Source organism: Algoriphagus winogradskyi (assembly GCF_900182815.1).
GTDB classification, from domain to species: domain Bacteria; phylum Bacteroidota; class Bacteroidia; order Cytophagales; family Cyclobacteriaceae; genus Algoriphagus; species Algoriphagus winogradskyi.
Genome location: NZ_FXUA01000005.1, coordinates 309,025 through 322,512, shown reverse-complemented (window position 1 = coordinate 322,512; position 13,488 = coordinate 309,025). Strand labels below are relative to the sequence as shown.

At 38.8% G+C, this 13,488-nt stretch carries 12 protein-coding genes; 3 read left to right on the top strand and 9 right to left on the bottom strand.

Features of this window, described 5'->3' with window-relative positions; genetic code table 11:
• Positions 1 to 10 precede the first annotated feature (10 nt).
• The 6 genes from atpH to QOL76_RS14635 all read right to left on the bottom strand — a co-directional run bounded on the left by atpH (position 11) and on the right by QOL76_RS14635 (position 3,166).
• Positions 11 to 571, bottom strand: a complete 561-nt coding sequence (atpH, locus tag QOL76_RS14660) for an ATP synthase F1 subunit delta (RefSeq protein WP_283413720.1) — start codon at positions 569 to 571, stop codon at positions 11 to 13.
• Between the two features lie 9 nt (positions 572 to 580).
• A complete protein-coding gene (locus QOL76_RS14655) occupies positions 581 to 1,075 on the bottom strand; it encodes a F0F1 ATP synthase subunit B (protein WP_283413719.1) in 495 nt (164 codons plus the stop codon).
• 72 nt (positions 1,076 to 1,147) lie between these two features.
• A complete protein-coding gene (atpE, locus tag QOL76_RS14650; RefSeq protein WP_091695803.1) occupies positions 1,148 to 1,408 on the bottom strand; it encodes an ATP synthase F0 subunit C in 261 nt (86 codons plus the stop codon).
• 38 nt (positions 1,409 to 1,446) lie between these two features.
• A complete protein-coding gene (gene atpB, locus QOL76_RS14645) occupies positions 1,447 to 2,490 on the bottom strand; it encodes a F0F1 ATP synthase subunit A (RefSeq protein WP_283413718.1) in 1,044 nt (347 codons plus the stop codon).
• Positions 2,491 to 2,508: 18 nt separating this feature from the next.
• Positions 2,509 to 2,892: a hypothetical protein gene (locus tag QOL76_RS14640; RefSeq protein ID WP_283413717.1), complete on the bottom strand. Its 384-nt coding sequence runs from the start codon at positions 2,890 to 2,892 to the stop codon at positions 2,509 to 2,511.
• 46 nt (positions 2,893 to 2,938) lie between these two features.
• Entirely contained in the window at positions 2,939 to 3,166 is a 228-nt protein-coding gene (locus tag QOL76_RS14635) for an AtpZ/AtpI family protein (protein WP_283413716.1), read from the bottom strand.
• A gap of 146 nt (positions 3,167 to 3,312) precedes the next feature.
• Between QOL76_RS14635 and porW the strand changes: the two genes are divergently transcribed.
• The 3 genes from porW (at position 3,313) to uvrC (ending at position 10,114) form a co-directional block, all read left to right on the top strand.
• The gene (porW, locus tag QOL76_RS14630) at positions 3,313 to 5,934 is read left to right on the top strand and encodes a type IX secretion system periplasmic lipoprotein PorW/SprE (RefSeq protein WP_283413715.1); all 2,622 of its coding nucleotides are present in this window, start codon (positions 3,313 to 3,315) and stop codon (positions 5,932 to 5,934) included.
• Positions 5,935 to 5,937: 3 nt separating this feature from the next.
• Positions 5,938 to 8,244: a penicillin-binding protein 1A gene (locus QOL76_RS14625; RefSeq protein WP_283413714.1), complete on the top strand. Its 2,307-nt coding sequence runs from the start codon at positions 5,938 to 5,940 to the stop codon at positions 8,242 to 8,244.
• A gap of 64 nt (positions 8,245 to 8,308) precedes the next feature.
• Positions 8,309 to 10,114, top strand: coding sequence for an excinuclease ABC subunit UvrC (uvrC, locus tag QOL76_RS14620; RefSeq protein WP_283413713.1), 1,806 nt, complete (start codon positions 8,309 to 8,311; stop codon positions 10,112 to 10,114).
• A gap of 18 nt (positions 10,115 to 10,132) precedes the next feature.
• Here the strand turns inward: uvrC and porN are convergent, their stop codons facing one another.
• From porN to porL, 3 genes are read right to left on the bottom strand one after another with little or no spacing between them, the layout of a single operon-like run.
• Positions 10,133 to 10,951: a type IX secretion system ring subunit PorN/GldN gene (gene porN / locus QOL76_RS14615; protein ID WP_283413712.1), complete on the bottom strand. Its 819-nt coding sequence runs from the start codon at positions 10,949 to 10,951 to the stop codon at positions 10,133 to 10,135.
• Between the two features lie 32 nt (positions 10,952 to 10,983).
• Complete coding sequence (gene porM, locus QOL76_RS14610) at positions 10,984 to 12,597, bottom strand: type IX secretion system motor protein PorM/GldM (RefSeq protein ID WP_283413711.1); 1,614 nt, start codon at positions 12,595 to 12,597, stop codon at positions 10,984 to 10,986.
• Between the two features lie 40 nt (positions 12,598 to 12,637).
• Positions 12,638 to 13,444 (bottom strand): type IX secretion system motor protein PorL/GldL, encoded by an 807-nt coding sequence (gene porL, locus QOL76_RS14605; RefSeq protein WP_283413710.1) that lies wholly within the window; start codon positions 13,442 to 13,444, stop codon positions 12,638 to 12,640.
• Between the last annotated feature and the right edge of the window lie 44 nt (positions 13,445 to 13,488).

Genomic DNA, 13,488 nt, shown 5'->3' with positions numbered 1-13,488 from the left:
ATGCTTTTTGTTAGATTTTACTTTCGTAATGATTTGTGATAAACTGAGTCTTCAATTGTCTCAGTTTGCTACTCAATGACTCGTCTATCTGGCGGTCATTTACTTTCAAAATATATCCACCGATTAGGTCTGGATTTATTTTCTCAACCAATTGTACTGATTTCTTTCCAGATACTTCTTTCACAACCTCAGCAAACTCCTTGCGAAGTGTATCATCGAGAGGAAAAGTAGTAGTCACTTCAGCCACCTGAATTGACATATGAAGATTGTACTGGTTTTCAAATTCCTTTGCTACGTCAAGAAGAATTTCTTCTCTATTCTTTCGAGAAATAATCTCAAAGAATGTCATAGTAAGCGGATCAACACTTTTGGCAAACAGTGCTTTTAGCACATTCAATTTCTTATCAGAACCTACTATTGGGTTTTTCAACACCAAATTCAATTCATGATTGCTTTCTGCCAAAGCAGTCAGCCTAAGAAAATCTGTATGCACCTCCTCTAGTCTTCCTTTTTCCAAAGAAAGTTCCATGATTGACTTGGCATAGCGGGATGCTACTCTCTGGTTTGACATGGAGGTGTATTAGTTAAGCTTAAGTTCTTTGATGAATCCTTCTACCAAATCCTTTTGAGACTTGTCATCAGAAAGATTTGCTCTCAATAATTTCTCTGTTATGTCCAAAGAAAGTGAAGCAACCTGAGACTTCACATCTGCCAAAGCAGCTTTTTTCTCAGTTTCAATCACCGCCTTAGCATTCTCGATCATCAAAGCGCCAGCTTTTACAGCTTCAGCCTTAGCATCATCGATCATTTTAACAGAAGCATCTTGAGCTTTTTTAAGAATAGTATCTCTTTCCAGTCTGGCTTCAGCAAGAAGTTTTTCATTCTCCGCCTTTAGGTTTGCCATTTCATTTCTGGCAGTCTCAGCAGCTTTCAATGCATTGTTGATACTGGTTTCTCTCTCTTCAATTGCCGCAAGCATAGGCTTCCAGGCAAACTTGATTAGAATAAACAAGAGTGCTAAAAAGCCAAACAACTGCCAGAAGATCAGTCCGGAACTAGGTAAAATCAGATCCATTAGATATATATAATTTCGTTATTGTTCAAAAAGAGGGATTGGCCCTAACGACCAATCCCGATTCATTTGTTCTTAGAAAGCGATACCGCCTGCATTCAAAGCAATAAGTAGACAAACTACTACTGCAAACAGGGAAACCACCTCGATCAAAGCTGCAATGATCAACATAGCAGTTTGGATTTTACCAGCAGCCTCAGGCTGACGAGCAATAGATTCCATAGCTTGTCCACCAATTCTACCGATACCAAGTCCTGCGCCAATCGCAACAATACCTGCACCGATACCAGCACCCATAAGTGCCATTCCAGCTGTTAATAAGATTGAAGTTAACATACGTTTTTATTTAATAAATTGAACAAAGAAATTCCTAATTAATGTGCCTCGTCGTGTGCATGCTCCGCTACTGCAGAACCGATGTACATCGCCGTGAACAGGGTAAATACATAAGCCTGAATCGTCGCCACCAATAGCTCGATCATATTGATAAATGTCACCATCAGCGTACTAACCACTCCAATGGTGTATGACTCAAATATGAAGACCAAAGCTATGAAAGCCAAGATTACAATGTGACCTGCTGTGATGGCTACAAAAAGACGAACCATCAATGCAAAAGGCTTAGTAAACAAGCCGATAATCTCTACCGGAACAATTACCAATAGCAATGGAATAGGAACACCGGGGGTCATGAAGACGTGTTTCCAGTAATCCTTATTGCCATTGACATTTACAATGATAAATGTCAATACCGCTAAAGTGGCAGTAACAGCGATGTTACCAGTCAGGTTAGCCGCACCTGGAAGCAAACCGATCAGGTTACCAATCCAGATGAAAAAGAAAAGTGTAAGTAAGTAAGGTACGAACTTCTTATACTTAGGACCGATCGCTTTATGAGCAATCTCGTCTCTAACAAATATAACTATAGGCTCTACGATTGCCGCAGCTCCCTTTGGCGCAATAGCACCATGCTTCTTATAGTGACCAGCAGCAGAAAGAGATAGAATCAAGACAACTGCAATCACCAGAAACATCATCACAACATTTTTAGTAATGGACAAATCAGTGAAACTAGCACCATCCACTCTCCCCATATGGTCATGAGAATCTATATAATATCCTTCATGTGCATACTCCTCACCAAAGGCGTGTGTTTCATGATCCTGAAAGTCCTTAGAGCTAAAAATCTCTAAACCTCTATCTCCAGAATACACGATTACAGGCAGAGAAAGCGTTACGTGGGTATGGCCTACATTGAAAAAATGCCACTCGTGCGAGTCCTTGATGTGATGCATGATGAAGCCCGTAGGATCTTCACCTCCATCTTCAGAATCTGCTCCAGAAGCAAAAGACACACTGGAGAAACTCAGCAAAAACGCTGACAATAAAATACTTAGGGAAAGAAATTTGCGCGTCATCTACTCTTTTTTTGAGGGCTACTTCGAAATCGGGCGCAAGTTAGCCAGAAACGTGTAGATATCAAAAACCAGATAGAACAAAAACAGAATAAAGAAATCCACCACAAATAAAAGAATATTCTCTGTCCCCATAAAAACCATGATTCCGATGAAGGATAAGGAGGCAATTATCCTGAGTATCATTCCCAACATTTTTATTTGAAGTAGGTTTTCTGAAGAACCTTTTAGCAGCCAAAGACTCATTACACCCACCAAATAGGACGATATTGCCAGAAAAGACAGAATTTTCCAGATGTCCGCATGTATGGTGGAAGGAAGCAACCATCCCAGTAAAAGGATCAGCAGACTTATTATTCCAGTGAGCAGGAAAAATTTCAGATGATAGTTAGATTTCAACAGCATGGGTATTAATTTCTTACAAATTTATCCCAAATTTTCTTTTGTCTGACTACTTATCCGATCGAATCGAATTCCACAACTGATAAAAAGCTATCCCAATCGAGGCAAAACAAAAAAGCAGTAACCATAAGGGAAATTTCATATCACTCTTCTGCTGAAGCCACCAACCCAGCCAAGTTCCGCCACCGATAACTCCAAAAAGCTGAAATGAAAGACCAATATACTTAACATAAACTGGTGTATTATTTCCTTCATTCTTTTTAGACTGTTCACTCATCTATTATCTGATTTATTCCTTAAAACTATTAAAAAATTGATGCGAATAGCCTGCCAATATAAAATCCAAAAATAATAGAACAGCGATTTCGTTCACTAAGTAAATCAAAAGACCTATTTTGCTACTTTAATTGGGCAAAACAACTCATGAGGAGATTTTCCAAGCTAGCATTAATCATTTTACTTTTTAGTGGGGCATGCTCATCCGAGCGCAACACCTTTACAAACAGGACATTTCATAATGTCACTGCTCATTTTAATGCTTATTACCTAGCTGATGTTAGGCTGAAAGAGGTAGAATCTGAAGTTTTTAAAAATTATAAAGAAGACTATACCCAGATTCTCCCTGTCTTTATTCCTCTTGATTCAGCAACTATTCAAGCAAATGCCGAGAAGCTTCAATCATCCAGAGAACTCGCATCAAAAGCCATAGAATGGCATAAAATCAGCAATTGGGTAGATGATAGCTATTACATTCTTGGCAAGCTTGACTATTATCAATCGCATTTTGACGATGCACAGAACACGTTCAAGTACATCAATGTAAATTCAAAAAGTGATGATTTGCGCCATCAGACTCTAATCACTTTGCTACGGCTGTATGTAGATCAAGGGGAAGTTGAAAATGCGAATTTCACTATTGATTACCTCTCCAAGGAAACTGATATTTCAGAAGAAAACAGATATGAGCTTTATCGAACCTTGGCCTATTACTATGAGAAAAGAGGCGATAAGAGTGGCGTAATCGGTGCATTAGATAAAGCAATAGAATATTCGAAGGACAAAAAAGAGGCCTCTCGAATCAACTTTATACTAGCCCAACGCTACCAGCGGGAAGGTTTTGATGCCTTGGCCCATGAATATTACGAAAAATCACTAGCTGGAAACCCTCCTTATGAGCGTAGTTTTTATGCACAATTGTATGCACAACAAGTGGCTGAACTAAATGCATCAAAGGATCTTAGAAAAGTACGCAGATACTACGATGACCTATACGAAGATCCTAAAAACAAGGACCTAAAAGATGTAGTCATTTATGAAAAGGCGCTTTTTGAAGAAAAACAAGGGGACACAGAGCTTACTCTTGATTTACTTCATCAGGCAGCTAAAGAACCCGGAAGTAACCCCCGTGTGAAAGGATATATTTATCAAAAGCTCGCAGATATCAATTTATCTGAATTCAAAGATTACAGAGCCACCAAATACTACCTGGATTCTGCGCTTTCCTACATTAATGAAAGTGATCCAATAGCGATACAAATCACAAGTCAAAAAGAGTCTCTTGATCAATATGTTTTTCATTTTGAGAGAATCCAAGACAATGACAGTCTCCTGAATTTAGCGGAATTAACTCCTGAAGAGCAGAAACTAGTCGCTGAAAACTACATTAAATCAGAAGAAGAACGCCTCATGCGGGAGGCCGCGGAACTTCAGAAACCGAAAAGCACAAGTATTTTCGACAATCTTTTAGCCTTCAATGACAGGGGGACTGGCTCATCCTTTTACTTTGACAATAGCGTCGCCATGCAACAGGGCGCTATTGACTTTAGAAGAACCTGGGGTAATCGTCCTTTGCAGGATAACTGGAGGAGAAGTGCCATGAGTTTCCAAAGTTCTGCCCCGACCATACCTGAACCTGCTGAAGGAGACTCCATAGCCACAGAAAACGAAAGTCTTCTAAGCCAATTGCCAACCATAGACAATTTGTTGGCGGAAATCCCAAATACAGCCGAACAGATTGCTTCGCTAAACCTAGAATTAGAAGCATCATACTTCGAGTTAGGTAAACTCTTATACTTTGAGCTAAAAGAAACCGATCAAAGTGTTGAGAACCTTGAAACTTTAGTTCGAGTTTACCCTGCTTCATCAAGAAAGCCAGAAGCGTATTATTTATTGTATTTAGCACAAAAAGATTTGGGAGGAAATTCCCAACAATATGTAAGCCGTTTGAATCGAGAGTTTCCAGAATCACAATACACTTTTTCAGTGAACAACCCAGATGCTGCCTCGGGAAATTTGGCCTATGTAGAATCTTCCAAAAGATACGAGCAGGCGTATAATTCTTACTATTCTGGGGAATATCAAGCCAGCAAAGCGATAATCAAATCAGCACTCGAAGAATATCCTCTCACTCGAAATACGGAACGATTACTGCTTCTGGACATTATGGTGACGGGCAAAACTGAAAGTAAAGCTAAGTACCGAGAACGCTTAGAAAATTACATTGAAAATACTGAAGACAAAAGTTTGGTAGAATTGGCAAGGAATATGCTAAAACCTATGCTGTCTCAAGAAGAGCTGGCAGAACTCAACCCAAAAGAACTAGCAGAAGGAGATTCCACACAGATTGAGAACACGGCTTCGGAAGATAAAGTAAAAAATGAAGGAGTATCTTCTTCACCTTTCAAATACAATGAGGCGGCAACGCACATCTTTGCACTTGTGATGGATCCAACTCTTCCTGAAACTGCAAAAAGTCTTTTACCAGATATAGAGAATTTTCATGCGTCGAATTTCTCTAAGGAAAGATTGAGAACAGGAGATTTTAATTTCAACAGAGAGAACACGATTTTGATTATTAGCCCTTTTTCGAATGGCGAAAAAGCAAAAGAATATTACAGTAAGTTTCTAAAAGAATTCAAATCAGAAGGGTTACCTGATGAGGTAAAGTCAAATTCATTTGTGATATCGATAGAAAACTTTCAATTACTGAGTAAAAGCAAAAATTTAGAAGAATATAGGGCTTTCTTTAAGTCCGCTTATAAGTAAACTATGAGTAACAAAGCAAAACCCCAAACTTCCCCATGGGTGACCAAGACTGTAAAATTTCTTTGGATTGCCTTTATAGCAGGATTTTTTGGTTTCATCCTTTTTGTTTGGATGATTAGTATCAACTTTCTAGGATTATTTGGAACGCTACCAGACTTTAAAGCTTTAGAAAATCCAGATTCTGAAATTGCATCGGAATTATATTCTACGGACGGGGTGCTCCTAGGACAGTATTTCCGTGAAAATAGAAGCCCTGTCAAGTATGAAGACCTGTCACCAAATCTAGTTAATGCATTGATTTCGACTGAGGATGTACGTTTTGAGAACCACTCCGGAATCGACATGCAAGCAATGATGCGGGTTTTTGTCAAATCAATTTTACTTGGCCAGAATGCTGGTGGAGGATCTACACTTAGCCAGCAGACCGCAAAAAACCTTTTCAAAACTAGAACAGATGCCAGCAATGGTTTGCTAAGCTCGATCCCTGGCCTGCGGATGTTAATCATTAAGACCAAAGAATGGATTGTTGCTACTCAATTGGAGAAAGCTTACACTAAAAATGAGATCCTAACATTGTATTTAAACACTTCCGATTTTGGATCTAACGCATTTGGGATAAAAACTGCCGCCAAGACTTTTTTTAATAAAACTCCCTCAGATCTTGCCGTTCAAGAATCAGCTGTTCTGGTTGGCCTATTCAAAGCTCCGACCTACTATAGCCCTGTTTACAATCCAGAGAACTCACTTCGTAGACGTAATACTGTATTATCACAAATGCGAAAGAACGATGCATTAACTGATTCTGAATATGATTCTCTGTCCAAATTACCCATTGAATTAAACTATAGTGTAGCAAATCAAAATAAAGGATTAGCTACATATTTCAGGGAAATCGTCAAAGCAGATTTGATAAAATGGACGAAGGAAAACTTAAAATCCGATGGAAGTGCATATGATCTTTACGGAGATGGTCTTAGAATTTATGCTACTATTGATAGCCGCATGCAGCAATACGCAGAAGATGCAGTGGCAGATCATATGGCAACCTTGCAAGCTAAATTCTATAAGGAAATGGGTAAGAATGACCCATGGATAGATGAACACCGTCGTGTTATCCCGAATTTCATCGAAGATGCCGTAAGAAGAACTGAAGCTTACCGCTTACTCAAAGTACGCTACGGAAACGACACAGATTCTATCAATCTCAAGCTGAATGAGAAAAAGAAGATGAAGGTATTCTCATGGGAAAAAGGAGAAATAGATACCCTAATGAGCTCAATGGATTCCATGCGGTATTATAAGAAATTCCTTCAGACTGGCTTTATGAGTATGGATGCACATACGGGACAAATCAAAGCTTGGGTGGGTGGTTTGGACCATAAGTATTTTAAGTACGACCACGTACTTAGAGCTAAGAGACAGCCTGGTTCTACCTTCAAGCCATTCGTATATGCCGCAGCCATTGAAAATGGCTACAGTCCATGCTATAGTGTGATCGATCAGCCTGTGGAAGTTTACATTCCAGGGCAACCTGCATGGAGTCCTTCCAATGCAGACGGAACATTCTCCTATAAGAAAATGACTATCAGACATGCGATGGCAGAATCTGTAAATTCTATTACTGCCTATATGATGAAAAAGTTAAGCCCTAAGATTGTGGTAGAGACCGCAAGAAGATTAGGAGTAACAAGTGATTTGGAAGAAGTTCCAGCTTTGGCGCTAGGAGTAAATGATGTTTCTATTTTCGAAATGGTGGGGGCCTTTGGGACTTTTGTCAATAAAGGTGAGCATACAACCCCATTCTATATTGACCGCATTGAGGATAAAAACGGGAACGTAATTCAGCAATTCACAGCTAAAAAGAGACCGGCAATGAGCGAAGAACATGCTTATTTAATGACTTATATGCTCCGAGGTGGTTTTGAAGAAAGCGGCGGAACAAGTCAGGGTGTGGATTGGGAATTGAGGCAAGACAATGAGCTAGGAGGCAAAACTGGAACAACCCAAAATGCTTCCGATGGTTGGTATATGGGAATAAGTAAAGACTTAGTAAGTGGAGTATGGGTAGGTGGAGATGATCGCGCTATTCACTTTAGAAGTTGGTATGAAGGTCAAGGAGGTAGGACTGCCCGACCTATTTGGCAGAACTACATGAAAAAAGTTTATGCTGACAAGAGTTTAGGATATACTAAGGGTGCATTTCCAAGACCTGAGCGTCCTCTTAGTATAGAAATAGATTGCGATGTCTATGAAAAAGAAAGTCAGCGTTTTGCTGACTTTGATTATGATGCAAAGAAGAACGATTTTTAAAAAAATATAAATCCTCTTTCCAAAACAGCCTTACACCAAGGCTGTTTTTTTTTAATTTTAGCCTATGCAATCCTCTTCCTTTTTACCAACTGATCACCTCACGCTTCCAGATCAACCGGGGGTATACAAATATTTCAATGAGGAGAATGAATTAATATATGTTGGTAAGGCAAAAAGCTTAAAAAAGCGGGTTGGTAGTTATTTCAACAAAAATACAGGCGTAAATCTCAAGACCAGAAAGATGGTCAAAGAAATACGAAGAATTGAAATCACTTTAGTTGACAGCGAATTTGACGCTCTCCTTTTGGAGAATAACTTGATAAAAAAGTCACAGCCGAAGTATAACATCTTACTTCGAGACGATAAGACGTATCCTTATCTGCTTTTAACAAAAGAAAATTTCCCGCAAATCTTCCCTACGAGAAAAATGATTCCTAGGAGAGGAACTTACTTTGGGCCTTTTGCCAGTGTGAAGGCTATGAATAATGTACTGGACTTGATTCGAGAGTTATTCACTATAAGAACTTGCAAACTTGATTTATCCCCATATAAAATAGCTGAGGGAAAATATAAAGTATGCCTAGAATACCACATAGGTAATTGCCAGGGGCCTTGTGTAGGATTACAAAATGAGGTTGATTACAATAAAGATTTGGAGCAGGCAAAGCATATCCTAAAGGGTAATCTTGCTGTGGCAAAAGCTTATTTCAAACAAGAAATGCAGCTACATGCAGAAAACCTGGAATTTGAAAAAGCTCACAAACTCAAGGAAAAATTGGAGTTGCTTGAAAAGTACCAGGCCAAGTCGCTAATAGCAAGCCCGTCAATTAACAATCTAGACGTGTGTACAATTGTGTCTGATGAGAAGCATGCCTATGTAAACTTCATGCGGGTAAAAAATGGCGCGCTGATAACATCAAAGAACGTGGAGCTAAAAAAGAGACTGGATGAATCTGACGAACAATTGCTCCTCACAGCATTAATTAGACTTCAAGATCAATTCCAAAGTGATGCCGAAGAGGTCTTACTAAATATCGAGTTGACAGAACAGATAGAGGGATTGAATGTATTCCATCCGAAAATTGGAGATAAGAAGAAGCTTATCGAGTTATCCTTGAAAAATGCTCTTTATTACAAAAAAGAAAAAGCTTTATTAGTAGGCTTAAATCAGGATAAAAAAGACCGAGTAATCCGCCAACTGCAACAAGATTTAAGTTTGCCGGAAATACCAGATCACATAGAATGCTTTGACAACTCCAATATTCAAGGCACTAATCCTGTAGCTAGTATGGTTTGTTTTTTAAATGGTAAACCTGCTGTTAAAGAATATCGACATTATCACATTAAAACTGTCGTTGGTCCAGATGACTTTGCAAGTATGAAAGAAGTTGTAGGGCGTAGGTATAAGCGTCTATTAGACGAAGGTAAGCCTATGCCAAAGCTTGTGGTAATAGACGGTGGTAAAGGGCAATTATCATCGGCAGTCGAGGCGCTCAAGGAATTGGGTGTATATGGGCAGATGCCTATTATTGGGATTGCCAAAAGACTGGAAGAAATCTATTTCCCTGGAGATTCCTATCCTATTCATATCGATAAGAAATCAGAGAGTTTGAGGCTATTGCAAAGAATCCGGGACGAAGCTCACCGCTTTGCTATTACCTTTCATAGAAACATCCGAAGTAAAAATGCTTTTGGAACACAGCTGACAGCTATCCCTGGCATAGGTAAAAGCACAGCTGATAACTTATTGAGTCATTTTAAATCAGTAAAAAAGATCAATGAGGCAAGCGAGAAAGAAATAGCCGCAGTAATAGGAGCTAGTCGCGCAAAAGCACTAATAGAATGGAAAGAAAAAAATAAAGGGGCTTAAAAAGCCCCTTTGTATTTATTACCACTCCCAAAGGGAGTTTTCATATTCTAGCAATTTGTATTCAAAATTGAGCGCATCCACATAAGCCTGCATCTCTGGATTAGGATGATCAACAGCTACTAAATCGGCAATCAAAGCTTCTTCAGAGTTTGTAAATTTTCTTACCACAGATCTAAACAACCTAGTCTCAAATGCCTGATCATAAGTTAAGCTCCTCGCCTGATTTTGAAAATTAATCCATCTAGCATCAGGATGATCTTTGAAATGATTGTAGAAGTCTTTGTAACGAATGAAAGCAATTGTCTTCTGACCTGCATTGGAATTTGTCTCTGACGGCATGACTAATTCAAGGTATTTGATATCAAATACCATGTCTGAATGATGTTTATCAAAAACAAAATCTTCCTTAAAATCCAAATAGTACAATTGTTTTGAGAAGATACTATCTCCAGTTGCATTCAACCAGAAATTCTCTTGAAATTCAGCTATTGACAATGGCTGAGTGAAATCCTCATCAGCGAAAACTTCTAAAGCATTCTCCTCTACGATAGCATCATAAATCTGATTAACAATACCATTACTTTTGGTATCTCCAGAGCCATAAAGAGGCATATTATACTTTTCACGGAGATCAATCCTTCTCCAAACACCTATTTGATACATTTTATCATCTTCTCTGATTCTTTTAGCAGAGTAGATGGTATCCATGTCAAACTGACGATCCCCATACCCAGATGGACTAACGCTTGTAGCAGGAATTTGCGCCTGACTCACAAGAGGCGAAAATCCCCCGGCTATAAGCAAGGATAGGATTAATTTTGGAAGATACTTTTTCATAATTATTCGTTTATGTTAATCCAAAACTCGAATTACTTAACTCGAATAGTGACAACTTGTCTTAATTCTGAAGGAATTTTATTTCCTCTGAAATTTGTCCTAGTTACTTGTCTAATTTCAAACACCACAACATCTCCAGCTCTAGCGCTTTCCAATAACGAACGCATCGCTAAACTATTGCCATTAGATATAGGCGTAGTTTGTCTAGGTACTTCATTTCTCAACAGTCTCATTTCACCACCAGTTACCTCGAAGGTAGCATCCTTTGCCATTGTTCTAGCAAAAGTTGGTTCTGCCTTAGCTAGCATTTTAAGTCCCATTAGAGAACTGATTGCTTGTGCTTGACTTAGGTCAATTTCAGTACCATTAGATGAAGCTGGTACTAAGCTAGGCAAAGGAACTGGCTTAATATCATAATCCACTGTACCGATTTTATTTCCTCCACTACTAACTCCAATATTTACCTTTCCAGATGCACCTGGAATTACAGTTAATTGACCAGGTTTATTTCCTTTAATAGCTTGCCCATTACTTACTGCGAATTCTGGTGAATAAGTGTTTCCTAGAGCGGGAACCTCAATCAAAAGCTCATTTGCACAATCCGCATAAAGCTGTTGTACAACTTCTGAGGAAACTTTAATTACGGGCTGAGCTACGAAGTACTCATATTCAACTGGTAGCACTTTATCTTCTCCACCTACATTGGTGATAATCTCACCGTTGATTACTCTTCTAGCTAATCCTCTATCATCATACTCAGAAGCTGGAGTTACATTAAATTCAATTTTACCAAACCCAGTAGCATCTACAGGCACCGCACGACCATCAATAGTCATAGTCGGCACTGAAGCTGTTGAACTTGAAGCGATAAACATATCAGCTTCGAATTTTGTACCAGCTGCTACAACATTAGATAATGCAGCAATTCTTGCTTCAGTAACGTCAGCTTTGAAAAAGAATGAACCAATTGTATTCTGTACCGCAGTTAGTGACTCACTTTCAATATTCAAAACTTCGTTTTGGTATTGTGAAATCAAAGCAATTACAGCACCAACTGGAGATTTAACGAAATTCAATGCAACAAAGTCCTTATTTCTTGCTTCTCTGTCATTTGCGAAAAGCTCGATCTCAGATGCATCCTTAGCGATGTCATCAAATTTGAGATCAGAAAGTCCTACTGAGCTTAAAATTTCGGATATCTTGGCAGGATAAGCATTTAATTTTTGCTTCATCTCTTCTCCTTTACCATTATTGGCAAATAGATTACCCGTAATCTCTGTATTTTTAAGTTGCGCGTTTACGTAGTTGCCTTCGTCATTTTTTGCATTGGACTGCGTAATCAAATCCTGCTTAAGCTGCTCCAAATAATCAAAGGTTTCTTTTGTAGCTTCTCGAATCTGGTTTGCAGCAGCAACTTTTGGCACATCCACTTCTTTGTTTCCTTGTTGATCTACCGTGTACTCTATCGATTCAACCGTTTTCTGGTTTTTATTGATGAAATTTCGGGAAGTCCTTTCCATTCCATCGTTAATCAATACAAATTTTTGGAGGATTTGGTTGCTTACCTGTAGGGCCAAAAGGGCCGTCAAAACCAGGTACATCATACCAATCATCCGCTGTCTAGGTGTCTCTTTAGCTCCTGCCATTTTTAAGTTTTAATGGATTTTAAAATGAATTGAAGAGAAATTAACCTTTCATAGCGGATAGCATTCCACCATAGATTTTATTCAATGAACTTACGTTCTGATTCAATTTTGATAATTCTGTTTTAAATGCTTGAGTTTCTTTACCTGCTTCAGTAAGACCTTCCATAGCCGCCGTCATGTTAGCATAGAACTTATTCAATGTTTTAACATGGCTATTGGCATCCTGAAGCTCCATCTCATAGACAGAATTAAGTGCAGAAAGATTTTTCGTTACAGTTACTACTTGAGTATGATATGCTTTGGCGTCCTGAGAAGCAGAAGACATTTCAGTCAAAGCAGCTGCAGTTTTGCTATATGAAGCATTCATATCTACCAAAGTCTTAGCAGCAGATTTAACATTCGTTGCATATTCGTTAGTAGCTACTGCTGCATCAGAAAGATTACCCATCTTCTGAGCTGAGGTTGCTAGATTTTGCATTCCTTTACCAAGGCTCTCAATTAATTCAGGGCCAACTTTAGCATTCGCTAGCATTTCGTCAAGCTTTTGCGAAACTTGATCGCCTCCTCCTGCTACTACTCTTTGCGCTCTTGGAGCTGCAGGTGTATCACCAGCAAGCTCTGGATATACTTTAGACCAATCCACCTCTTTATGCTGTGGCTCAAAAGCTGAAAGGAAAAATATAAATGCCTCAGTACTTAGTCCAATACCAATCATCCAGTTGGCGAATGGTAAATCTAGGATTTTAAACATCGCACCAAGAATAACGACTGCAGCACCAATACCATAAATTTTTGGCATTATGCTGGTATAAAATGTTGCTGAAAATGAGTTGCTTTTACTAGCCATGTGAAATGATATAATAAGGTGTTAGGTAGTTGTTTTTGCTAAAT